Here is a 22,786-nt window from a genome sequence, read left to right as displayed (position 1 = left end):
ACGCGGGAAAATGTTTGAAATTTATCGCCTCGAAGTGGCCAAGGCTAGACAGGGTGTAAAACGAGCCGAGAACTCTCTGAAGCGCGCGAATGAGTTGCTGGACGAGGACGGTGGCGTCGCCCTTAATCTCGCGTTGTGCGGCCGGATAAGGGCCGAGCAAAGGCGCGTGATCGATGCCAGAGAGCGACTGACGAAGATCGATCCGAACAGCACGGACAACGTGGGCTGAGCCTTTCGGCCCGTTGGGAAGGCATGACCCCCGACGAATACCGGGCGAAATGGGGATTGGGCCGCTTTGCCCAGGCGGATGATCGCCGAGTACCTTCCTGATTCTGTTTCATACCCCATCCCCTCAGACTGAAAGTAGGCCAGATAGGACGTCGGCGCGTAACAAGGTAAGGCCCCTTTTCCTCGTATTCCCGAAAGCCTTGTAGCGAAGGGCGCGGTGCAGGTGGACCACAGGGCCGATCATCCCCGGCTTGACCACTGTGTCACCGGCCTCTTCATCCCCTCGGTAGTGCCGCGTGCCTTACCAAGGATAAGGAGAGGGTGACGATCGACCTAGGACCACTGGTGACGGTGGATATCGACAAGGTCAGGCTGGTGGAGAAATACCGACCGCAGAAGCGCAAGAAGCCACTGCGCGACATGATAGATTAAAGTTATCGAACCTAACCATTCTTCATAAGCGTTCTGAATGCTGTTTTCGGAACTGCTTGCCGTTGTGGCGCGTTAAAGTTCGGTATCGGGAGATAGAGACATGTCTGTGCAAAAGGAAGACTATCGAACGAACAGAGCCGACTACGCGATTGCCGCGAAGCATGGGCGAGCGGTCGCTAATGGAAATCGCGATAAACTGCTGGCAAGAAAAAAGAAGTTGCTGTTGGTAAGGGATCGGCGATCTGCAAGGTTGATTGCAAATCCATCGGAAAGCGCGGCTGAACCGAAAGCCAGTACGCGCGGTTAGCGCGGCCGGCGTCGGACGCTGTTATGCCGACTGGACCCATTACTCGAACGCTCGACGGCAAATGTCGGCGCGTCGTCTCCCTCCCGGCCTGGAGAAATTCGACGACGGCAAAGTGAAGCCCTGGCCCTGCCATACGCGTTCACCTGCGCGCTTCAGGCGGGCGCTCGTGGATAAAACCATTACTCCGACAATCCCGGGTCGAAATGCACAATGGCATTAAGGATGGTGCGGTAGAGACTGTCGACTTCCTCGTCGATCTCTTCACGCCTGATGCGCGTCGGCAAACAGCTTGTGCGTCAGCTCATTGATCGAAATCACATCCGGCCGGGCCGTTTTAGGAACGCTGTTCGCAATCCACTTGTGCAGGAAGGTGATGCCGCGTGCGCTCATTTGGGCATAAGCTACCGAACGGACATTAGTTCCAGCTTGAACACGAACAACAGAGCGGATGAACGAATTTCGGAACAAAGAGGAACAAGGCGCTATGTCGCAAGTTGGGTTCCGTAGTGGGAAGGAACATCTCACCATGGGCGAAGATAGAAAAAGTGAACCCGAGCGGCAAAAGGAACTCCAGGCGCAGGCGCTCGCACGTGAAACCGGGATCACCCGGGATCAGGCTCTCACGCTCATAGAATTGCTAGGAACGGATCGATCATCACTGCTGCGCGATGCCAACATACTGAAGAATCGAAAGCCCAGCAGTGCACCATGACGAACCACAAGACGGGCAGCTATCACTACTACTGACTATGCGGCCCTCTGAATGACCCGCCTATCTGTTTCGGAAGAGCTTGAAAGCGCCGCCGACCGCATCGCCGATATGTCGCGCGCGGATCTCCGGGTCGTCCTGCGTCGCGCTGCATTGATGCTTAGAAACGTCTCCGGCGTGCCGCTGGAGCAGCCACCGCAGACACGCTCGATTCCATCGCTGCCGAGATGGGAATCGGCCGATCCGACCTCATCCAGATCGTGTTGCGCGAATGGCTGGAAACCAACGCCTATCTGCCGGTCCGGGCGATAGACGAGGAAAGCGAGAACGCGACCTCTATGCAGAAGACCCGCCGCTACATTTGCGAAGCGACGGGCCTCCGCCCCATTCCCCCATACCTGACAATGCAACTGCCGTGCCAGACTTATTGACCCATTGCGGGACACCTTATGGCTTCTGCGCAGCGGAATTACCGACACGTACTTCGTTCGCATGTTTCGATTGCATTAGCTTTAACTCACGTATTCACCAGCCACGTGAGCACGCCCCCGAAGGCTCGCTGGTCAGGCCCAGCGGCCTCCCCCCGCAACCAAAGCCGCTGGGCCGCCCCCGCTCCGCTAGTCTTAGTCTAGACTAGAGCTTCCCTTTGAACCGATCTCCATCCATGGGGCTGGGCAGCTACATCATAGGCGAACGAATCCTGTAAGCGGTAGATGATCGGAGGCGACCCGCGAAAGCGGCGTGTCATGGGCTTCGACGGTTGAGATCATTCCGTGTCGATTTGCCATGATCCGGTCGAGCGACAGCAGCGGCAGACTCGATGGAAAGGTGGGGACCGCCGGCGGCGCGGGACCGAAAGTCGTGTGCAGCGTATTCAGCGCGGAACGGTTTCCGAGTCGCCATTCGTTCAAATCGCCGAGCAGCAGTGTTGGTTTTTCGTCCGGTCTGTTCATGATTTCGAGCACGACACGGGCCTGTTCGGAGCGCGATCGGCGCAGCAAGCCGAGATGGGCTGCGATAATGCGCAGAGTTCGTTTCTCGTCCAGATCGATTTCGGCAACCAGGGCTCCGCGCGGCTCCAGCCCCGGGAGCTTTATCTGATGGACATTGCGAACGATGCCCTGTTTGAAAAGCAGAACGTTGCCGTGCCAGCCGTGCCCTTTGCCGTTTCCGGACACCGGCACCGGCACCAGGCCTGTTTCCAATTCGAGACGCAGCAGATCCAGAAGGCCGGCACGATCTCCAAAGCGATTGTCCGCTTCCTGCAACGCAATGACATCCGGGGCGATTTCCCGGATGACGCGACCGATTCGTTCGGGATCGAACTTTCTGTCGACGCCCACGCATTTGTGAACGTTGTAAGATGCGACCAGAATCCCCGCGGGGCGTGTCCCTTCGGACGGCGCAGCCTTCGCCTTCTGCTTTTTTCTGTCGCGAATGGATTTGAGCACACTTGCAGGAAAGCTATGTCCAGTTCTTTGCATGAGTCTGCTGCTCGTCCTCACTACCTTCAAGACTTAGCTTTGTCTCACTCAAATAGGATCTGCAATCGCTGCTTCCCTGCCCTGACGAGATGCGGCGCTCAAAAGGAGCGATGGCTGCGTCACCCGAATTCCCCCGGCAGAACGAGAAAGCCTCTAAAGGTAGGGCGATCCCAGCCACAACACTCGGTCGAACAGGCGGACGATGAATGGCCGGGCTCTCAAGGTTTCGATCGTTACAGACGCGGCGGAGGCGATTGCCGATCCGATCCGCGCTTCAATCTCCGCGGCAAAGCCTGCATCAAGAACCTCTACATCAATCTCAAAATTCAGCCGCAGGGACCGGGCATCAAGATTGGACGATCCTATATAAGCCCAAACTCCATCGACCGACAGCAGCTTCGAATGATCGAACGAGCCCTCCGTGCGCCATACGCGGCAATAGTGCTTCAGGACCTGATCGAATTGCGCCGTCATCGCCCGGTCGACAAGGAAGAGATTGTTCATCGCCGGTACCACGATGTCGATCTCGACGCCTCGCCTGGCCGCGGTCGTCAGCGCGCTGATCAGTTCCCGATCCGGCAGGAAATAAGGCGACATGATGCGGATCGATTTGCGGGCGACGGAAAATGCCCCGATCAGCAAGTTGTGGTTCGTTTCGATGCTGGCATCCGGCCCGGATGCAACCGCCCGCGCCAGCATCGGTTGACCGGGAGCCGCGGGAAGCGCGGCCACTTGCCAGGTGTCGCCTTTCAGGAGCTCGCCGCTCACGAAGCGCCAATCTTCGGCGGCAACCGAAAAAAGGTCGGCCACGACCGGCCCGGTGACCTGAAAATGCGTGTCCCTCGCGCTGGAGGAGCCGGCGAACTCGGCTGAGAATCCCTTTCGGATGTTCATCCCTCCGGTGAACGCAATCGTGCCATCGACGACCAGGATCTTCCGGTGCGTTCTGAGGTTGGCGTAGGGAAGACGCAGGCCCATGACAATGTTGCCGTTGAAGAGGTCTGCTGTGATTCCTGCCTCTCGCAGACGCCCAAGAATGCTGGGGACGGAGTAACGCGCCCCGACGGCATCGATCAGCACGCGAACGCTGACACCCCGCTGGACGGCTCCGGCGAGAGATTCCACGAAAAGCCGCCCGACATCATCATTGTCGAAGATGTAGGTCTCGAGAAGGATAGTGCGTTGAGCGCCATCAATCGCTCGGCACATTGCGGCATAGGCCTCGTCACCTGTCTCCAATATCGCAATCGCGTTTCCCGAGGTCAGGGCACGCCGGGCCACCCTGTCGCCCAATGTCTTCAGGCCGGTGAAGCGTTGGCCGTACCGCTCGGCAATCAATTCCTCGGCGGCAATGTTGCGCTCATGTTTTGCGGAAGCCGCCTCGCTGGAAAGGGGCCGCATGGCGCTGATCGTTGCACGACGGATGCGGTTTATGCCGGCAACGGCGTAGATGATCGCGCCAAGGAATGGCGACAGGAACATCACGCCGACCCAACCTGTGGCGGCGCGGACGTCTTCCTTCGTCATTATGGCGTGGACGATGCCGATGGCCGCCATCACCACCGGAATGATCGCGAGGATCTGGGGCCAATGAGTCATTAAGGTCTGCAACATCGCCAGGACTATCCAGCGAGCGGTTGCAGAACGCAATGCAGCTCATTCCCGGCATTGATACTCAACAGACCCAGAGCGAAGAGCGCTGTCTCGCATATTAGCACCTCTTGACTAAGTTTTGGCCGCATTCGCCGCTGTGCGGTTGATAGCGATGCCAGGCGCGAGTTCTGTCGAACAGAAATCGGATCGCGTAAGGCCCGCGGTAAAGCCCGAGCAAGCTGGACTCTGGCCCGCAATGGAAGCATTCTCTATTTCGGGAGAAGGGGCGTGGGCAAAGGCCACCGATATCAGGGTGCCGATCAGGCTAACCGGTGGCGAAGGCGCGCCGGCAGTAGAATGCCGTCACGGCGGCTGCCGCGACCGCTCTTAGGGCTGATCTCCCTCGGCGTCGCCACGCTTGCCGCCGCAGTCACCCAATTCGCAATACAGAGCACCGCAAGCCTCCAGACCACGGTAACAAACTGGACAGAGCCGCCGCCTGGTTCGATGGAACGGCTCCCCGTCGCTGGAGACCAAAAGCCACGAGCGGGCACTACAGGCCTAACTTCTCCCGGAGTGCATCAATGCGTTTAGAGGCTTCCGCCTTGCTGAGGCCGTCAGCATAGGCGTCAGGGTCGTCGGCCTGTTCGGCCAAAGTTTTCAAATAGGAGGCTTGTGCGGGGGTCATGGGGTCATCTCCGCTGATCCAATCTTCCGGGTCCTTTTCGACATTTGCCGGTGCCTCGATTTTTGGGTTGTGCCGGTCGCCCATGATCAATCTCCCTTGATGATCACCACAATGAGAATGATCATGATTTGTTCCGCCAGATTGGTATGCGTGTCGCGCTTGCCCGTAACCGGCCTGGGCGGGCGGACGGCGCAGCCGACAAAAGGTAGCGATCAGGACCCTTGCTGACCAACTGCTGCGCCAGCTTGCGAGCATACTGCCTGGCGGCGTCGTGGGTGATCACAGCCTGCAGTGGCGCCATTACATGCACGCCTTTGCCGCGCCTTGGCCTGCTTCGTTGCCCTGGACCGCGCTCCTGATGGCCTTCCAGTCCCGGTGCGCCGGCCGCCGCGCTTCTTGGTGGCCATGCTTTGATTTCCGTTTGATTTTCCGTCGGCTATTCAAACCGATGACAGATATGCGCAAGACGATCGGGCAAGACGAACTCGACAATTTCGAGGTCGATGGTGACCGGCTCTATTGGAAGGGCACTGCTGTCGTAATGGACGCAAGCTGACGCTCGACTGGTACCAGACCCTGCTCGCGACTGCTGCGGCCGCGGGAGCCCTTCTTGCCAGTGTCCATCCGTTCGGCGTCACCTGTTGGCTGGTGGTAAGTAAGCCGGTTCGGCCTCTGCACTTCCCGCTGGCGGCCTCGGTGCCGACCACTTTCTACCAACAACCTCGAAAGGTCACATGTGAGTGAATCTCTTCTTGGCTATTTCATAGCGTGGATACCTATGGTGGTAATCTTGGCTTTTTACGCACACTTCATAATGAAGCTAGTCCGCGTTCAACGAGGCTCAGTTGCTGCGCTCGAGAGAAATGCACAGCAGTTCGAACGGATGGACCAGCGCCTTGGGGCAAGAAAATGAAACAAACACACAAGGTCCTTTCATCCGCAGACGGCAAACTACGCGTCGTCTTTTATGAAAACGAGAATGGTCTCTTTCAATGGATAGAACAGGAGATCATTCCTCCAGACCCAGACCCAGACCCAGACCCAGACCCAGACCCAGACCCAGACCCAGACCTCGGTCACCCGGACCCCGAATGGGGACCCACCAACCATATCCCATCTGGATATTTTGCGCGGCTCGACGAGGCTGAGGGAGAAGCACGCAAGATCGTCGCTTGGCTTCGTGAGTCCAAATAGCGTCATCCGTCCGCCGTTCTGATATCCGCGCAAACTCCGCAGCTTTGACGCTGCCGCTTGATAGGGCTGCGGCGGCCAGTTCCTTGGTCTGGAAATACGCTAGCGCTGAGATGCCCGGCATTCAACCGGGCGGCGATCCCAATCGGGGCGCTCCCGAATTGCTTCCGATGGTCGGGGGTCGGATCGCATCCCCTTTGAATTCTAAACTGCCTTCCGCTTCTGCGCTTCCGCTGCCGGCGGCGGCCATGTGTTGCCCCTATCAGGGATTGGCTCGCCCGCGCTGGAATCGCTGGCGCTGAGGCTCAGGAGGTGAAGGAGTGCCTGGTGGGCAAATGGTAATTTCTTCGCCCTCGTTGGAGGGTGCTTCAGCGGATAAGCAAGCCCGGCGGACCCGCTAGCTCCCCACCATGGTTTGGTGCCGTGGGCCCTTGGAACGGAGTCGCATCATCGGCGTTACCGGCCAAGCAAACGCTGCCATATGGTATGGAGGAACGGGCGTGATCGAGTTGACCGAGAGGGAAAAGCGCTTTCTCAAGCGCGTTGACACCATCACTCACGTTCCCTGGTCGAACAAAGTCACAGCCGCAGATGCCAAAGGCAAGCCCATGCGTATCGCAAGGGCAACGTTTGCCCGATTAAGAGACGACGGTATCATCATCCGATCTACAAGCGACCTGACCTCGAACACCTACGTCGTCAATTCTGCACCCGTGACGCCACAAGTCGAGGAAGTGCAGGAAGCATCCTGATCGGGCGGCTGCGTCGCACGTGCGGCGTTCTACTTCTTACGCTTATACGGGAAGGTGGCGTCGCCATCATCATTCCCGGATATGACGCGAGGATTGGCGCAGAGACGCCGTCGCTGGTTCCACCTTTGTGGTTTTTCTCTGGCGATTCAGTTAATTGCCCCTGTAGCCCGTCTCAAGTTTGCCTTTCTCACCTGTCCCTCGTTGCGAGGCGATAAACGGTGGCGGGCGCACCGCCTAGAGCGGGATGAATTGAGTCTGAATCGAAAGGGGATTCCCGAAGGCGAGCAAATCTGATTCAACCTGCTGGCTGGGTCAGGAGGCCAGCATGGATGTGCAAGCCTTACTCGATGGATCTTCGCACGCGGGTGGTAGCGTCGGTTGAGCAGGAGGGCCTGTCGCGACGTCAGGCGGCAGAGCGCTACGGGGTTGGAATCAGCACGGTCATCCGATGGGTGCGCCGCTTGCGCGAGACGAACAAGCTGACACCCGGCAAGATGGGTGGGCACAGACCGAAGAAGATTGCCGGAGAGCATCGGGAGTGGCTGCTGCGGCGCTGCCGGGCGGCGGAGTTCACACTGCGCGGTCTTGTGGCCGAGCTTGGCGATCACGGCCTGAAGGTCGATTACCGCTCGGTGTGGGAGTTCGTTCACGCCGAGAAGCTCAGTCACAAAAAAAGACGCTGATCGCCAGTGAGCAGGATCGCCCGGATGTGGCGCGCCGGCGGGCACAGTGGGTAAAGTATCAGGACCGCATCGATCCTTCCCGCCTGGTGTTCATCGACGAGACCTGGACCAAGACCAATATGGCGCCGCTCAGAGGATGGGCGCCGCGCGGCGAGAGGATCAAGGCCAAGGTGCCGCACGGTCATTGGAAGACCATGACCTTCTTGGCGGCACTGCGCCACGACCGTGTCGATGCACCATGGCTGATCGACGGACCGATCAACGGCGAGCGTTTCCAGCTCTATGTCGATGCGGTTCTCGTCCCAACCCTCAAGCCCGGTGACATCGTCATCATGGACAATCTCGGTTCGCACAAGGGCAAGGCCGTGCGCCGTGCCATCCGCTCGGCCGGCGCCAGGCTGTTCTTGCTGCCCAAATACTCCCCCGACCTCAACCCTATTGAGAAATTCTTCGCCAAGCTCAAGCATTGGCTGCGCAAGGCTGCCAAGCGAACGGTCGAGACCGTCTGTGACGCCATCGGCCAAATCCTCGGCACTGTCACTTCAACCGAATGCAGAAATTACTTCATCGAGGCCGGCTATGCGCCAACCTAAATTCATCCCGCTCTAGGCGACCCGAGGCGCGTCCGCTACCTCACGATGTGAGCCGCGCTCTCGGTCGCGCATAGTCGGGGATTTTGAAACGTCGTCGATAGGCCCCAGGCGTGAGCCCTGTGACGCGCTTGAAAAGGCGGCGGAAGAAGGCCGGTTCCTCGTAGCCGACCTGCCAGCTGATCTCGTCGGCCGAGGCTTCGGTCCGCTCAAGGCGGCGCTTGGCGTCCTCGATTCTCAGGCGCTGCACATAAGCGATGGGGCTCAAGCCGGTCGCGCTCGTGAAGCGGCGCTTGAAGGTGCGCTCGGTAAGTCCGGTGCGCCGGATCATCGCTTCGACGGGATTGGCCACCGAGAAATTCGTGGCGGCCCAGTCCTGGGCCGCCTGAATTGCGAGATCGCCATGGTCGTTTCGCCCTTCGAAGACGATATAGGGTGCCAGCCCATCTTGATGCCATTGCAGCGCAAAGAGCCGCGCGACCTCCTGTGCCGCGGTCGCTCCGACATGGCGGGCTATCAGGTAGAGCACCAGATCGTGCCAGGTCATGGAGGCGCCGGACGTGATCAGTTCTTCGCGCTTGCCGGAGACGACCAGCACGCGCTCAGGGTGGATCAGCACCTGCGGGAAGGCGGAAGCAAAGGCCCGGGCATAGCCAAAATGCACCGTGGCATCCATGCCGTCGAAGAGCCCCGTCTCGGCGAGCGGGAAGATGCCTGAGCAGGCCGAGCAAAGAAGCGCGCCGCGGCTATGCATGGCGCGAAACCATTCGATCAACTTCGGGTGCTGCCCTTTCGACCAGCCTTGCGGCCCGAGCAGGATCGAGGGGACGATGACTATGTCGGTCGCATCAATGTCCGCAACGCTTCGCTGCACGGTGACAGGGATGAGGCTGGCCAGCTCCAGCGGGCCTGTCCGGAGCCCCACGATTTCCACTTGGAACGGCCGCGCCTGTAGCGTCTTTCCGGGCGGGTGCAACATGGAGAAGGCGTTCATCACGTCGAAAACGCCGGAGAGCGTCGATACTACGGCCTCCGGAATGGCGACGAGGCTCACATGGAGCGTCTGAGGTCTGGTCGAGGCAGTGTTGTCTCGCAGCATGCCGTCCCCTTCGACGGCGAAAATAACACCGGTGGAGCGATGAAGCCATGCCCGCTGCCGGCATATCAGGCAGGCGAGTTGCCGACTGATCGCCGAGCGGCGTGGCATAAACGGCCCGATTCTGGGGATTCCGGCTCTGCCGCTCGCCTCCTGTCCCTGTGATGTATGGGCAGCCTCAGATTTCTCTGGGTCACAAACAGGAGAGCAGAAAATGGAACACACCCACAACAATGTCGATTCCGCGAAGCTCGACGCGTTGGTAGCACGCGCATTCGGGGATCTTTCGGCCGGCTACGGCGGAGTGATGATCAGCCTCGGCCACCGGCTCGGCCTGTACAAGGCTATGGCCGGGGCCGGCCCGCTGAGCGCGCGTGAGCTTGCCACCCGTGCCGACTGCGCTGAACGCTATGTGCGCGAGTGGCTCAACGCACAGGTTGCCGGCGGCTATGTGGCCTACCACCCGGTCAGCGACACTTACGAGCTGACGCCGGAGCAGGCGATGGTCCTTGCAGACGAGGACAGCCCCGCCTTCTTTCCCAATGCTTGGGCCGTCCCCGCATCGATGTGGGCCGACGAGAACAAGGCCGTGGAGGCATTCCGCACCGGCAACGGCATACCCTGGGGCGATCATGACGGACGGCTCGCCTGCGGGGTCGCTTGTTTCTACCGCAACGCCTACAAGGCAAGCCTGGTCCCCGAATGGCTGCCGGCCCTCGACGGGGTCGTCGACAAGCTCAAGGCAGGCGCCCTGGTGGCCGATATCGGTTGCGGGCACGGCCATTCGACGGTGCTGATGGCGGGGGCCTTTCCGGCCTCGCAGTTCCGCGGTTTCGACACGCACCAGCAATCGCTGGCAGAAGCTCGGACGGTTGCTGCCGAGGCGGGGGTTTCGCAGCGGGCGACCTTCGCGGCGGCGCGGGCCGACAACTATCCCGGCAAGGGCTACGACCTGATCTGCTTCTTCGATGCGCTGCACGACATGGGCGATCCGCTGGGCGCGGCGGAGCATGCGGCCAAGGCGCTTGCGCCCGACGGCGCCGTGATGCTGGTCGAGCCCTTCGCCAATGACCGGGTCGAAGACAACATCTCGCCGATAGCCAGATTGTACTACGCGGCCTCCACGACGATCTGTTGTGCGCACGCAATCTCCGAAGGCGGCCATCTGGTGCTCGGCGCGCAGGCCGGCGAGAAGCGGCTGGCAGATGTGTTCCGCAAAGCCGGCTTCAGCCGCTTCCGCCGCGCTTTCGCGACGCCGTTCAACTTAATCCTCGAGGCGCGGCTCTGATCCGCGGATCTGCGGCACCTGGTGGCGACCGGACTCGCATGGATGGATCTGGATGACATCCGGTCCCCGATCCGGCGACCAATCGCAACCTACACAAAGGATGGACCATGAGCATTTTCGAAAACGCGACAAGGCCGCGATGGGGCTCGCTGGTTTCGCTGCCGCGCTTCGCGCGCGTCGTACCGCGCGGCTTCTCGGCGACCTCTCGGACAGACAATTGAAGGATATCGGCCTGTCGAGATCGGACATCGGGCGGGTCATCCGCGAACGCTGAGCCCGTCGGGCTCGGACGCTTCTGCGCCCGCGTGCCTGACATCGCTTTTCTAAGAGATCTCCAGAGAACCAGACGCCGGTCGCAAGCCGGGCGATTCCTGCTTCGCTGTGCGGAGGGCGCGGAGACGGGCAATTTTTTCCCTTCATCCCAAACACAACGACAAGGAAACGACCTATGAAAAAGACACTTACCATCGCGGCGCTTGCCGCCGCGAGCGTCCTGTTCGCCGCATCCTTCGCCGCCGCGCAGCATCTGCCGACCGCCGAGGAGACCTACAAGGAAATCGAGGCTACAATTGGCACGGTGCCCACTCACCTCAAAGCCTATCCGAAATCGGCGATTGCCGGCGCCTGGGCCATGACTAAGGGCCTCGACTTCGGCGACGAAGGCAACGCGCTCGAACCGAAGGTGAAGTCGCTCATCAACCTTGCGGTGGCGGCGCAGATCCCATGCCGTTACTGCATCTGGCTTGAAACCAAAATGGCGAAGGATCGTGGCGCAACAAACGAGGAGGTCGCCGAGGCGGTCGCGCTCGCGGGATATGTCCGTCACTGGAGCACAGTCCTGAACGGAATGCAGATCGATTTCGAAACCTTCAAAACCGAATTTGGTGGCGATTGATGCTTGGCAGCGCCCGGTCTTACCCGCCGGGCGCTGCCTCCCCTTTAGCTCGTGTGACAGGTGCGGCGCCAGGACAGGTGTCTGGACCGGTGACGCGTGGCCAAAATCAACCGAAGCTCTCCAACCCGCGAATCGGCATCCGCCTGAACATCCGCGCGAGATGCTGACCGGCTGCATCGGCACCAGAAATCACAATTGCGTTCTTCGGAGAATCACGATGTTCCTCGCGCCTACAATTTTTGTGCGCCCGTCCAGGCCTGCGGCAGACGCCCGGCCAAGCCCGTGGATGCAGGAAGGGCGATCCCTCCTCAGCCTTGCGGCGCCGATCATGCTCATCGCGCTCGTCAACATGGGCATGAGCGTCACCGATACAGCCATGGTTTCGGCCCTCGATGCATGTAGATGCTCATAGTCAAACCAGCCGGCGACCGCCCCCCAAGACGCCCCGGCGGTCAGGCCCGGCGGCCGGCTGGCTGTCGGGCCGCTCGAACTCAAATCAGGTCTTCAGCAACCCCGTCAAATTTCTTGAGGCCTGCGCTTGGGCGCTTTCGCTTAAGAAGTCCCTGTTCAGATGCGGCCGCCTTGAAAGCAGCGAACGCAGCTTGGTGACTGCAATGTCCGGCCAGGCATTCCTCGATCATTCGAATTGCTTCAAGCCGGGACGGCTTTTCCATGAGTGGCCATGGTTGCTGAAGTGCCATCTCGGCGTCGGCTATAGAAGCGACCACCATCGGCTTGTGATTCAGGTAGACTGTAATCGGAATAAACGCCGCCATTTTTATCGCTCGCCAGGAATAAGGCGGTTAAACGCGAAGGCCATGGCGGTGGTTGCATCATCGCGACTAACGCTGCCGATCGCATCGCGGACATGTCGCGCGCGGATCTACAGATCATCCTGCGTCGCGCCGCATTGATGCTCAGGAACGTCTCAGGCGTGCCGCTGGAGCCCGCAACGGAGGACGCGCTCTGGTCGGCCAGACCTCATGGCCCGACCTCATTTAGATCATTAGATCGTGCTGCGCGAATGGCTGGAACCAACACCTATCTGCCTGTGCGCACGATAGACGAGGAAAGCGAGACGGACGGGCAACGCGTAGGCTGGGGCGCGACCTTTATGTAGAAGACCCGCCGCTACATTTGCGAAGCGACGGGCCCCCACCCCATTCCCCCATACTTGACCAGGCAATTGCGGTGCCAGACGTATTGACCCATTGCGAGGCACCTTATGGCTTCTACACAGCGGAATTACCGCCGACGTACTTCATTCGCATGTTTCGATTACATTAGATTTAGCTAATATATTGCCAGCCAGGCGAGCTCCCCTAAGGCTCGCTGGTCAGGCCCAGCGGTCTCCCCCCCATCGCAAGCCGCTGGGCCGATCGAGCTTGCGTAACGCATGGCGGGGTTCATGACCCGGATTAAAAGCGGGTCGATGGAATGTCGACTTTTGCCGTAAAAAGTTTCGGGCCGGAACGCTTGCTTGTCTCGTGGGTTAAGATGAAGGAGATGCAGGCGTGGCCAAGAAGCCGTCCATCACCGGAATATTGCGACTTACCTCTGACCAACTGAAGAGGATCCGCAAACGCGTCGCCAATGGCGGTCACGTGGACCAGATGCAAGAGGTCGATGCCCTGGTCGGCCTCGCTAAAGAAATGGCCGACCGGCAACTGGCCGGGTTAGAAAGCCCGGCAGATGAAAACGATGGCTCTGTGCAAGACGGTGACGAGGCAAAGGACTGAGCGTTCGACCGCCTCCTCACATTCCGCGATCACGGAATTACTCGAATCGCCAAGCTCGGCAGTATCAACGGGAGCCCAATCCGCCGGTCGGCGCCCTACAGGCAATCTACCCCAACGCCCCCCACAAGCGGCGCCGGCCACTTTCAGCCCCTTCGTTCGAAAGTTGGCTTCCAGTCGCGATTGCGCGCCCGCTGCTGGCCTTCGTAGTCAGGAATGCATGTGAAGAACACCTGCCGGCGGTCTCGACCGGCAGCCTTGCAAAGAGTCCGACAGGTCGTCATGCATCGAGCCGTGGTCACGCCCGAGCCTGTCAATCAGCGCCTGGATGTCGAGCTTCGTCGATTTGCAGCACATCGGGTGCGCACAATTGACATAGATGGTTTCGCGGGCGGCCAGAGTGTCGGCGAGGGTCTTTCGAAGCATGGCGATTTCGGTTGAAGGGCTCGCCGCAAATGGAGGATTATATTCCTGAATGCTGATCCCTTGCCACTGGTCGCTAACTCTCATCCCAAAAATCCTGCAGCGAGGCGCGATTGGGTGGCCGCACGCCATGGGGTCACGAACCGGCAGCGGGTCAGTTTGAAACCAAGAGGATCTGCCGTTACTATTAGTTGGGGCTAATGCATATCTCCTTGGTCGGAAGGGACCAAAGTGGAGAAGTTCCTGGCAGGCCTGTTGGCCGCGGCGCTGGTGGCGTCGGTAGGACGATGCTGGTCTAAGGACAAGCTACATTACAAGCCGATCTCGGAAGAAACAGTGAGAATGGCGAGCGCCCTACGGTATTCCGACATTCTGAGCCAAGAATGCATGCACGGGCGGCGCTACCCGCAGAGAAAAATTGAGAACGGCTTCAAAAGGCACTTCGAGGAAATGAGACTGCAGTTGGTCGCGGAAGGGCACACCATCGTGCCTAGTGTGACCGAGAACGACTCACTCTGGAGTATGTCGGAGATGGAATTTGACACCAAACGGCGGCTTGGGATTGCGCCCCAATTTGGCTGTTTTCGAGCATACTGGCTAGATGATTGAGGCCGGGTTTCAAATATATAATCGCTCGGCATGAAGGGCGTTTTCCAGCATTGCGCCGAACACCATCTGCACCGCTATCTCGCAGAGTTCGACTTTCGCCACTCGAACCGTTCGGCCTTGGGTTGAGGATAATGTGCGCTCTCTCATCGCCCTAAAGGCTGCAAAGGGCCGCGGTTTCTGGAAATCCAAGCACAAAAAGTGCCATGCAATATGACGAAGCATAGCCGCTCAAAAAGGCTGGCAAATACCCGAAGCCGTAAGCGCCATTCCCTACGGCTGGGTAGCGCTGGGAAACTAGAGTAGCCAGAACATCCTGACTAGTACTTCGGGTACGATTGCAGAAGCATCGATACGAGCGCGCTGCTGGTGCTTGTGAAACTGACAGCCCGTTTGCTTTGCAGCACAGTCGGATGGTCCCTCCGCCAATGCACCCTGCCCCAACATCCTGGGCAGGCAGCGTGACGCCAAGTCCAAGACCTTGGCCAAGACCGTGCAGCGCACGCAGAGAACGACAGGCGGGTGGCTGCTTGCTCCTCTCGGCGACTCGCAGGAGAAGCGCATCGCATTGTGGGCCATCGCCGCGGTCTTCACCCGACTTGATGCCATGGAGGCGCTGGGTAAGACGCTCGCCGAGGCCAACGCTGGGCGGTTCGATCCGCCTCCTCCACCCGATGGCTCCCGGCATCTCTATGGGTACTACGAATGTAAGGGCGGGCCGGTATTCCTGAAGCTCGCCATCAATGCAAATGGGACGTCAGGACGGATGGAGTTCGGCAGTTCCATGGTGCGGTACTATCCGGCAGGCATCCTCGAGGTTACTCCCGTGTCGCTGCACGCAGACGGGCTGCGCATCGATCCGTCCGCCTGGGTGCTGCAACCTGCGATGGAAGGGCGCACGCCGATTACACTTGAGGGACGATTGGATGCCTCCAGGGGAGAGTATTCAGGTCAGGTTCTTGGGGTACAGGGTTGTACGAGCTTCGCACTCGAGCCCGAACCGCCGAAGCCGAACCGTACGCAGAACTTCGATGGCCTGCTGTTCCATGTCCGCAGCCAGCGCGACCACGACCTCGATGCGCCCCGTTGCCGGATCTATGCCGAATGGCTGGCCGAGCAAACCCTGCTCCAGTTCGGCGACGTCAGGGCCCTCTCGAGCGCCATCACCGACGTGGACGGCATGCTCCGGGTGCTGGGCAAAGCCCCTGAACACTTCCGGCCGGGCGACAGCATGACTATCAACACCCTGGCACAGATCTGCCGCCAAATGCTGACGGAGAGCATGGACGCTGCCGATCGGACATTGGCCTCCAAGGTCCAGGACTGGGTGCCTTCACCCCTCCGGGCTTCGCTGAATAGCGCGGGCGGCTATGAGGACTGGCTGATCGCCGAGCAGGTACCGCTTGTCACGAGGAAGCAGCAGCAAGCATTGGACGACAAGCTCGCGGAGATCGCGGCACTTCCGGCACAGCCACAGAGCCTGGAGCTTGCGGATCGCGAGCGCGAGCAGACCTCGCGCAACACGGAAGGCTGGCTTCGGTTGCTGAGTCCCCCCGATCGTAAGCACAATTCGAGGCACAGCTTCTCGACGCTCGGCGAGGGCTTGAATTGCGCATCGCCGAAGGCATGGCCAGGAATTTCGCTTCCCTGCCATCGACGTACGAGGCGGTTCGAGCAGCTGGACGGCATGCTCCGTGAGCATCAGCAGGCGCTCCAGCCCTATCAAGCCAGAGCCGGCTCCGCAGCACTTCAGGACGCGTACGAGGCCGCCGCTGCCGAACGTGCGGGACTGCTGTGGCCGGGCTTTCTCGACGAGGCTGAGGCGACGCTCTCCGACAATGCTGGCGCCGGCTATGAAGCTTTCGGACACCTCGCCCGTTTCGACGACATCGGCGACCGGCTCCAGCGGCATGCGAGACCGATGGATGACCTGTCGCAAAGGCACACCGCATACCGCGATCGCTCCCGCGCCCTGTCGCTCGACATGGTGCGTCGCTCCGAGGCGAGGCTGAGCGAATGGGTCGAGCAACTGCCTCCGTCCGTCGCTGGCCGGGATGCGCTTGCCGCGTTTACGCGCAAAACGTTTGAAGCCGATGCAGTTCCGGCAGAGCTCAGCCGCCTAAGAACTGCCAGGCGTACCGCGAACGGGAAAACCCATCGAACCTGTCGCGCCCGGACATCACCCAGGCCTTGCTCGACCGGCAATGGCAGGATGTGGCCTGGCAGGGCTTTGACGACATGGCCTACTACCAGACGACGCTGGAACGCATCAAAGATCAGTGCCCTGGAGTCGTACCCCAAGCTCGGGGGACGCCACGTCGATCGTGGGCTTCTTCACTCGCATGGCGCAGGTTTCGACCGCACGGGCGATGAGTGGGGAGGCCGACAATCAGGAGGATGCCGAGCGGGCAGTGCTCTTTGGGCTCAACGCGATCTTGAACAGGCCGGGCTGCGTCGTCGACCAATGGGGCAATGTCGTCGGGGTATGCACAACCGAGGAGGAGTTCAATGGTGCCCAGCAGGCGATCATGACTTCCTCAGCCGCCATCTCGGATGTCGGCATGTTGCTCGCTGATGGCTGCGAAGGCCGACCGGCGATCCTGATGCGCAACTTGGCGGACTTTGCTGCCTTGGCTGGTTCGATACCTGCAGGCGAGCCGATTGCCACACCGCAGGACTACGTCGCGGCTTTCAAGTAGTGATCGAGAATCCGCTCTGCCATGCTGGTGCCCGACAAGGGAGGTTCCGCTCTCCCATCGGCTTCCGAGCGCGACTGGTTAGGCGCGTTGATTTGGGCTTCAATTTTCCTTGGCTCGTGGGTACCCCTCGAACCGTGCGATTGCATTTTACGTGCAAAGGCTATCCGTCCGCTGCGCCCCAATCTCGGTCGTTGGGGGTACTTTCGCTGCTTCTGAAAGCCGACATTCCAAACGGGTCACGCTTGCCGACGTGTTTTGACCCATTGGCGACCTATGTCTTGCGTGTAGCGAATGGCCGCTTTGCGCCTGATATCGGCCACCGAGGTGACCGTTGCCACTGCCTGAAAGCAGACATTGTTGGCGACCATTCTGGACGCCGCGATTGCGCCATCTGCGGAAGTTCGAGGCATCCCCAATGAACGGTAGCAGTCGGACCCGTTCCAGAAGTTCGCGCGCGAGCGCCTACGGCACATTACCTACACCTAATGTATAACCTAGCCGATTTCGAAGAAATGGTACATAGTTGACGAGCATATGATCTCTTGTTCATGAATCCGGGCGAGTCGCCCGGCAGCGATTGGAGATATGTCATGGCAGCCAATTGGGACACTGAGCAGACACTTAACAATGGTCGGGTCGAGTGGCCGACGGGTCCGATCACAGGCCTCAACCCCTCCGAAGAACCCAGGTGGGTCGACGCCTGGGTTGTGCAGGCTGACGCTGGAGCCGTGTTTCCGTTCGACGGGATTAAATATGTGGGCCCCAGTCAAAGCTCAGGCCACACTCCACATTGGTCAGGTTGGGGGGCGGGGCCGTATACTATGTGGAAGGCAGACGACCCGGGGTGGGCATACGGAAAATTCACGAGCGGATTCGCACTGGGGATCGCGCTCTTGGCTTATCGGGATACCGCCACAAATCCCAATACCACTGAATTCGAATGGTGGTATGAAATAGTCTGGCTTGCATAACGGCCGCTAACTATCGAGCGCGGCATAGATGGAGGAATGAAATGCCCATCGACGATGTTTATATGAAGAGTTTCCAAAATCAGGTCCAGGTCCTTGAGAACATGAAGACGGGGATTGAGGCTGCGATCGGCAGGGCCCAAAAACGGCTCGCGGAAGTTGAGCAGCAAGTTAACGAGGGGAAATCTACTAAGGAAGCTATAGAGGACGTTTTTAAAAAAAAGTAAAGGTCCGGCGGCTCAAGGCAGTCGGTGTTGGTTCGGAATGACCAACACGGGTCAAAAAGCGGCTATTCATCGAACAGAGGCGAGCGGAAAAATTCGCGGGACCGTCAAGTTGCGACGATACTGCATGAGCGGCTTGCCAGGGGGACCGGTGAACTGGATCTGGACCAGATCGCAGATGAAGTCAGCGCGGCTGAAGGTCCGTCATCGGCGTTCGCAACGCGATCTCTATGGTTGCGTTACCCCGGCGAAGGCCACCAAATCCGCCACCGTGAAGTCTCCAGGCATGGACGAAGGAAGAATAGGTGTGAACCCACCGGGGACGTTCAGATAGGATGACGCGTCCCGCTTCAACATCCTCACAAACGTCTCCGCCACGATCCTACGGCCAACCGGACCCAACTGATTTCCGCCGGCAAGGACCGCAGCCTCGCGAAGGACGTAATACCACAGAGGCGTCTTTTTCAGCAGCAAGCCGCCGCTGGAATTCAGCACAGCCACTTCTGCCGCCGGCAACCCGGATTTCAGCTGCGCCGCGGTCATCGGCGCGATGCCGAATGATTTAGCCATGCCCTGTCCGCTCGGCAGACCGAGAGCCAGACCGCGCCGGAGGTTTCGCGTTGCCAGAATCGCCATCATTCCAGAGAATCCGGCAACGATTCCAGAACTCAGCCAGGGAAACGGGAACCAGTAGAGCGGAATTTTAACGCCGTGAAAACGTCGAATCCCTGGCTTTAGTGCGAGGATAGACTCTTTGACGTGAAAAGCCCATGCAGGCGCCACCCGGCTGGAGGACCCAAGTATCGAGCCTCAGCACTGTCTCGCCCGGTCTAGCTCTAGGGGGCCAGCGGTGAGGCAAATTTATGCTCGTCGATCGTATCGAAGTTCGGTGGCATCACATCACCTCCGATCCAGAGCGGTTCACAAGCAGGTGCGGGCGGTGCCCCTTGCCGCCTCCCGACGGTGTCACATTTTGACGAGTTTGCCTAGGCGGAGCTGGGTCGCGGCCGCGGCGACCACGTTTCCCTTCAGCTCGTAGAGATGCAGCGCTCCGGACACAGCGGCGACCGCCTCGTCGCCTCGGCGGGCGGCCTCGAGCACGTGCGACAGGTCGACCAGTGCATCCGCCCGGTCGTTGACGAAGTCGGTCGCTTCGGCGATCGTCACTGCTTCGCGCGCGAGCGCTTCCGCCGCCCGGAATTCTGCCCGCCGCGCATGCACGCGTGCGCGCACGCGGCGCCAACGGACCTGCGTCACCAGGTCTCCGCTCGCAGCCAGCTGGGCGCTGAGTTTAGCAAAGTCCTCGGCCTCTTCGTCGCGTCCCTGTTCGAGGATCACCACGGCGAGGGACGCGGCCATCGTCGATCGGAACGCGCGCTCGCCCATCTCCTCAAGCGCGCGATACGCCGCGCGCGCGCTCGTCTCGGCCGCAGCGGGGTTCCCGGCGAGCAGCTCGATGACGGCCTCGTGCTCTGAGGACGCCACGTAGAGCGTAAGGCCGAGGTCGGCGTAGGTGGCGTTGCTCGTCGCGATCAGCCTGCGGGCAATCGCGAAGCGGCCGACAATCGCGTTGAGGCACGCGAGCTGGCGGAGGATCGCTGCCTCGGACTCGGGGCTTTCGCCCACCTGCACGCGCATCGCCTCGCAACGGCGGATGCCCTCGGCTGCCGGGGTGGGCCCGAACCACAAGGAGGAAGCGATCCACGTGAGGATTTCGTAGTACTCATGCCAATCCCCCGCACGTCGCGCGTGAGCAGCAGCTTGCTCCCAAGCTGCAATGGCGGCCTCGCCGCGAGCCGCGGTGAAGGATAGCCAGGCCTCGAGCCGCCGTGCGCGGCAGAGGCCGAGGTCGTCCCCGAGGCGCTCGAAGACCGGGATCACCGCAGCTGCCGCGCGTGCCGCCTCCTCCAGCCCGCCCTCTTCGCCGTGGAAGATCCGGAGGAACTGCCGCTGAACGAGCACATGCGCTGCCAAGCGCTGGTCGTCAGCGGCAGCGGCCAAGCGCTCCGCCTCGTCCAGCGCGCGCCCGGCGTCGTCCAGCCGGCCGCTTTCGATCAGCGCGCCGCTCAACTCGGCGAGCAGCGCGATCCGCCGTGTGTCATCGGTGGGAAGCAGCCGGGAAACCCTCTCAAGCAGGCTGATCGCCGCCGGCAGGTCGCTGCGAACAAGCGCCCGCCGCCCGGCTGCCTCGAGCCGTTCGCACGCCCGGGCGGCAAGCGAGGCCGCGCGCACGTCGCGCGGACCGAGCGCGACACGGTACTGAAAGGCCTGTTCGAGGTGATAGCCGACAATCTCCTCAAACTCGCGTAGCCGGTCCGCGGCCGCTAGCTCGAGCCAGGCGGCGAAGCGCTCGTGCAGGTCGGCGCGCGTATTCTTCGGCAGGGAGCGATACGCGGCGTCGCGGATCAGGACGTGACGGAAGCGATAGGCCTTCTCGCCGGCGAACAACGGCGCCTCCGGGCGGATCAGGTCCCGGCGGACGAGCGCGAGCAAGCCGTCCTCGAATGTGTCGAGCACCGGGCCGGCGAGCTCGCTGACGGCGCTCCGATGGAATACTGAGCCCTCGACCGCTGCGGCCGTCAGGATGGCGCGCTCGACGGACGGGAGGCCCTCGAGACGGGCAGCGAGAAGCGCGTTGATAGTCGAGGGGACGGGCAGCTCAACGAGGTCCGACGCAGCGACCCAGCTGTCGGGCGCGTGCCTGAGCAACGCGTCGTCGATGAGCATCGCCACGAGTTCCTCAGCGAAGAGCGCATTGCCCTCGGCCGCGCTCGCGATCCTCGACTCGGCAGCGGGCGGCAGCGGCGCGGGGCCAAGCAGGTTGGAGATCAGCTCGCGGCATTCCGCGTCGCTGAGCCGCTCGAGGACGATCGACGTCGCGTTGCGTTTGCCGGCCCCCCAGCCAGGACGCGAGTCGAAGAGCTCCGGCCGCGCGATGCAGATGAGCAGGATCGGGAAATCGCGTGAGAAGTCGGCGACGTGCTCGACTAAGTCGAGGAATGTCGACTCGGCCCAATGGACGTCGTCCACCACAACGACGAGCGGCCCCGCTCGCGCGAGCGCCTCAAACAGCCTCCGGACGGCCCAGGCGGTCTCCTCGGTCGTCCCTTGTCTCGCGCCGCCAAGCCCGAGCGCCCCGGTCACACGCTCGGCAATCAGCCCGGCCTTCTCGTCGCCTGCGAGCCGCGCCTCGATCACCGCTGCGAGCTGCTTGCCGGAGTCCGGTCCCTCCGCGCGGGTAAGCTCCCGGACGATCTCGGCCAGCGGCCAATAGGTGATGCCCTCGCCATAGGGCAGACAGCGGCCGTGCAAGACTGTGACATCCTTGGCAAGGCCGCTCGTGAACTCCCGTACGAGCCGCGACTTTCCCACACCCGCGTCGGCGAGAATGGTGACCAGGTGGCAGGTTCTATCGCCGACCGCGTTGCGGAAGACGGTCTCAAGCAAGGCTCGTTGGCGTTCGCGCCCGACGAAAGGCGAGTCGAAGCGGCGCGCAACGCCCGGGGCGTGGGCGAGGACTTCTAACACGACGAGGGCGCGGATGGTCGCGCCGCGCTTGAGTGCGCGCGGCCCGCTCGGCTCGACGACGACCGCATCGCGCACGAGCTTGTGCGTCGGCTCCCCTATCAGGATCTCATTCGCCGTCGCTGCCTCCTCAAGGCGCTTCGCGACAATGACGGCCTCTCCGGCGACTGACAAGTATCCCTGCGTTTGGTCGCCGGCGATCACCTCGCCGGTGTTGATGCCGATTCGGTTCATAAGGCGGACGCCCCAACCGGCTTCGAGCTCGTGGTTAAGGATGGCAAGTGTTTCGCGCATCTCCACCGCTGCCCGCACCGCGCGCAGCGCGTCGTCTTCGTGGACGAACGGCATGCCGAACACAGCCATGATCGCGTCCCCGATATAGTTGTTCACGATTCCGCCGTGCCGTTGAACGACGGCGCTCAACTCGCCGAAGTACCGGGAGAGCAGGTTCCGGAGCGCTTCGGGATCGAGGGAGAGGCTAAGCCGCGAGGAATCGACGATGTCGGCGAAGAGGATGGTGACCGTCTTGCGGGCGTCCGGCCCGGGCTCCCGCGCTTCCGGCGCGGCCGGCTTAGCTGAAACCGAGGAAGCCACCTTAGGCCTCCGCTTCGGGTTCGGCCGGAGATGGTTATCCGATGACATGGCACGGCTCCGGGTCTTAGCCTCCCC

At 61.0% G+C, this 22,786-nt stretch carries 24 protein-coding genes and 3 pseudogenes; 16 read left to right on the top strand and 11 right to left on the bottom strand.

From position 1 onward, the window contains the following. The first annotated feature begins 10 nt into the window (after positions 1-10). A complete protein-coding gene (locus IHQ72_RS21965) occupies positions 11-229 on the top strand; it encodes a hypothetical protein (protein ID WP_095493706.1) in 219 nt (72 codons plus the stop codon). A 531-nt stretch (positions 230-760) separates the two neighbouring features. Further along, entirely contained in the window at positions 761-967 is a 207-nt protein-coding gene (locus IHQ72_RS21960; RefSeq protein WP_258117194.1) for a hypothetical protein, read from the top strand. Between the two features lie 261 nt (positions 968-1,228). On the opposite strand, the gene IHQ72_RS37420 is transcribed toward IHQ72_RS21960, so the two are convergent. Beyond that, entirely contained in the window at positions 1,229-1,357 is a 129-nt protein-coding gene (locus tag IHQ72_RS37420) for a DUF768 domain-containing protein (RefSeq protein ID WP_441338638.1), read from the bottom strand. Positions 1,358-1,415: 58 nt separating this feature from the next. On the opposite strand from IHQ72_RS37420, the gene IHQ72_RS21950 reads away from it, so the two are divergent. Beyond that, positions 1,416-1,679, top strand: a complete 264-nt coding sequence (locus IHQ72_RS21950; protein ID WP_258117193.1) for a hypothetical protein — start codon at positions 1,416-1,418, stop codon at positions 1,677-1,679. A 51-nt stretch (positions 1,680-1,730) separates the two neighbouring features. Beyond that, positions 1,731-2,002 (top strand): annotated as a pseudogene (locus IHQ72_RS21945) (hypothetical protein); the annotation flags it as partial. A gap of 357 nt (positions 2,003-2,359) precedes the next feature. Here the strand turns inward: IHQ72_RS21945 and IHQ72_RS21940 are convergent. The 5 genes from IHQ72_RS21940 to IHQ72_RS21925 all read right to left on the bottom strand — a co-directional run bounded on the left by IHQ72_RS21940 (position 2,360) and on the right by IHQ72_RS21925 (position 6,521). Continuing rightward, positions 2,360-3,160, bottom strand: coding sequence for an endonuclease/exonuclease/phosphatase family protein (locus tag IHQ72_RS21940; protein WP_258123903.1), 801 nt, complete (start codon positions 3,158-3,160; stop codon positions 2,360-2,362). Between the two features lie 153 nt (positions 3,161-3,313). Further along, the gene (locus IHQ72_RS21935) at positions 3,314-4,774 is read right to left on the bottom strand and encodes a phospholipase D-like domain-containing protein (protein WP_258117192.1); all 1,461 of its coding nucleotides are present in this window, start codon (positions 4,772-4,774) and stop codon (positions 3,314-3,316) included. Positions 4,775-5,306: 532 nt separating this feature from the next. Further along, the gene (locus tag IHQ72_RS21930; RefSeq protein WP_091591041.1) at positions 5,307-5,525 is read right to left on the bottom strand and encodes a DUF3072 domain-containing protein; all 219 of its coding nucleotides are present in this window, start codon (positions 5,523-5,525) and stop codon (positions 5,307-5,309) included. A gap of 37 nt (positions 5,526-5,562) precedes the next feature. After that, positions 5,563-5,742 carry a hypothetical protein gene (locus IHQ72_RS37145; RefSeq protein WP_374120265.1) on the bottom strand — a complete coding sequence of 60 codons (180 nt, stop codon included), beginning with the start codon at positions 5,740-5,742 and terminating at the stop codon, positions 5,563-5,565. 650 nt (positions 5,743-6,392) lie between these two features. Continuing rightward, positions 6,393-6,521, bottom strand: a complete 129-nt coding sequence (locus IHQ72_RS21925; RefSeq protein ID WP_258117191.1) for a hypothetical protein — start codon at positions 6,519-6,521, stop codon at positions 6,393-6,395. A 611-nt stretch (positions 6,522-7,132) separates the two neighbouring features. Here IHQ72_RS21925 and IHQ72_RS21920 point away from each other — a divergent pair. Next, positions 7,133-7,384, top strand: a complete 252-nt coding sequence (locus tag IHQ72_RS21920) for a hypothetical protein (protein WP_258116659.1) — start codon at positions 7,133-7,135, stop codon at positions 7,382-7,384. 329 nt (positions 7,385-7,713) lie between these two features. Next, positions 7,714-8,660, top strand: a protein-coding gene (locus IHQ72_RS21915; protein ID WP_258116855.1) for an IS630 family transposase whose coding sequence is annotated in 2 segments (ribosomal slippage) — positions 7,714-8,052 and positions 8,055-8,660 — 945 coding nt in all. Because the reading frame shifts where the segments join, the coding sequence is not laid out codon by codon here. A 40-nt stretch (positions 8,661-8,700) separates the two neighbouring features. Here the strand turns inward: IHQ72_RS21915 and IHQ72_RS21910 are convergent. Beyond that, on the bottom strand, positions 8,701-9,756 hold the full coding sequence (locus IHQ72_RS21910; RefSeq protein WP_258117190.1) for a GlxA family transcriptional regulator: 1,056 nt from the start codon (positions 9,754-9,756) through the stop codon (positions 8,701-8,703). Between the two features lie 211 nt (positions 9,757-9,967). On the opposite strand from IHQ72_RS21910, the gene IHQ72_RS21905 reads away from it, so the two are divergent. The 3 genes from IHQ72_RS21905 to IHQ72_RS21895 all read left to right on the top strand — a co-directional run bounded on the left by IHQ72_RS21905 (position 9,968) and on the right by IHQ72_RS21895 (position 11,936). After that, positions 9,968-11,041 carry a class I SAM-dependent methyltransferase gene (locus IHQ72_RS21905; RefSeq protein ID WP_258117189.1) on the top strand — a complete coding sequence of 358 codons (1,074 nt, stop codon included), beginning with the start codon at positions 9,968-9,970 and terminating at the stop codon, positions 11,039-11,041. A gap of 52 nt (positions 11,042-11,093) precedes the next feature. After that, positions 11,094-11,315 carry a YjiS-like domain-containing protein gene (locus tag IHQ72_RS36910; protein ID WP_309508606.1) on the top strand — a complete coding sequence of 74 codons (222 nt, stop codon included), beginning with the start codon at positions 11,094-11,096 and terminating at the stop codon, positions 11,313-11,315. A 174-nt stretch (positions 11,316-11,489) separates the two neighbouring features. Beyond that, positions 11,490-11,936 carry a carboxymuconolactone decarboxylase family protein gene (locus IHQ72_RS21895; RefSeq protein WP_258117187.1) on the top strand — a complete coding sequence of 149 codons (447 nt, stop codon included), beginning with the start codon at positions 11,490-11,492 and terminating at the stop codon, positions 11,934-11,936. A gap of 491 nt (positions 11,937-12,427) precedes the next feature. Here the strand turns inward: IHQ72_RS21895 and IHQ72_RS21890 are convergent, their stop codons facing one another. Continuing rightward, positions 12,428-12,712, bottom strand: a complete 285-nt coding sequence (locus IHQ72_RS21890) for a DUF982 domain-containing protein (RefSeq protein WP_258117186.1) — start codon at positions 12,710-12,712, stop codon at positions 12,428-12,430. 92 nt (positions 12,713-12,804) lie between these two features. On the opposite strand from IHQ72_RS21890, the pseudogene IHQ72_RS37140 reads away from it, so the two are divergent. Together IHQ72_RS37140 and IHQ72_RS21880 are read left to right on the top strand one after the other, a co-directional pair. Next, positions 12,805-13,056, top strand: a pseudogene (locus tag IHQ72_RS37140) (hypothetical protein). 394 nt (positions 13,057-13,450) lie between these two features. After that, on the top strand, positions 13,451-13,675 hold the full coding sequence (locus tag IHQ72_RS21880) for a hypothetical protein (protein ID WP_258117184.1): 225 nt from the start codon (positions 13,451-13,453) through the stop codon (positions 13,673-13,675). Between the two features lie 207 nt (positions 13,676-13,882). Here the strand turns inward: IHQ72_RS21880 and IHQ72_RS21875 are convergent, their stop codons facing one another. After that, positions 13,883-14,098, bottom strand: coding sequence for a hypothetical protein (locus IHQ72_RS21875; protein WP_258117183.1), 216 nt, complete (start codon positions 14,096-14,098; stop codon positions 13,883-13,885). A gap of 228 nt (positions 14,099-14,326) precedes the next feature. Between IHQ72_RS21875 and IHQ72_RS21870 the strand changes: the two genes are divergently transcribed. The 5 genes and pseudogenes from IHQ72_RS21870 (at position 14,327) to IHQ72_RS21850 (ending at position 18,595) form a co-directional block, all read left to right on the top strand. Further along, entirely contained in the window at positions 14,327-14,704 is a 378-nt protein-coding gene (locus tag IHQ72_RS21870) for a hypothetical protein (protein WP_258117182.1), read from the top strand. A 27-nt stretch (positions 14,705-14,731) separates the two neighbouring features. Next, a pseudogene (locus IHQ72_RS37415) lies at positions 14,732-14,918 on the top strand (hypothetical protein); the annotation flags it as partial. Positions 14,919-15,269: 351 nt separating this feature from the next. Then, positions 15,270-17,276, top strand: coding sequence for a hypothetical protein (locus IHQ72_RS21860; protein WP_258117181.1), 2,007 nt, complete (start codon positions 15,270-15,272; stop codon positions 17,274-17,276). Further along, positions 17,263-17,400, top strand: a complete 138-nt coding sequence (locus IHQ72_RS21855) for a hypothetical protein (RefSeq protein ID WP_258117180.1) — start codon at positions 17,263-17,265, stop codon at positions 17,398-17,400. The genes IHQ72_RS21860 and IHQ72_RS21855 overlap by 14 nt, the downstream gene beginning before the upstream one ends. A gap of 1,012 nt (positions 17,401-18,412) precedes the next feature. Beyond that, complete coding sequence (locus IHQ72_RS21850; RefSeq protein WP_027151090.1) at positions 18,413-18,595, top strand: hypothetical protein; 183 nt, start codon at positions 18,413-18,415, stop codon at positions 18,593-18,595. Between the two features lie 225 nt (positions 18,596-18,820). Here IHQ72_RS21850 and IHQ72_RS21845 read toward each other — a convergent pair whose 3' ends face one another. Both IHQ72_RS21845 and IHQ72_RS21840 read right to left on the bottom strand, forming a co-directional pair. After that, positions 18,821-19,231: a peroxidase family protein gene (locus IHQ72_RS21845; RefSeq protein ID WP_258117174.1), complete on the bottom strand. Its 411-nt coding sequence runs from the start codon at positions 19,229-19,231 to the stop codon at positions 18,821-18,823. Between the two features lie 327 nt (positions 19,232-19,558). After that, the gene (locus IHQ72_RS21840) at positions 19,559-22,711 is read right to left on the bottom strand and encodes an ATP-binding protein (RefSeq protein WP_258117173.1); all 3,153 of its coding nucleotides are present in this window, start codon (positions 22,709-22,711) and stop codon (positions 19,559-19,561) included. Between the last annotated feature and the right edge of the window lie 75 nt (positions 22,712-22,786).

Origin of the sequence: Mesorhizobium onobrychidis, from assembly GCF_024707545.1 — a bacterium.
In the GTDB taxonomy this organism is placed as follows: Bacteria; Pseudomonadota; Alphaproteobacteria; order Rhizobiales; family Rhizobiaceae; genus Mesorhizobium; species Mesorhizobium onobrychidis.
Note: the sequence above shows the minus strand (reverse complement) of the source record. Positions and strands in the feature narration are given on the sequence as shown.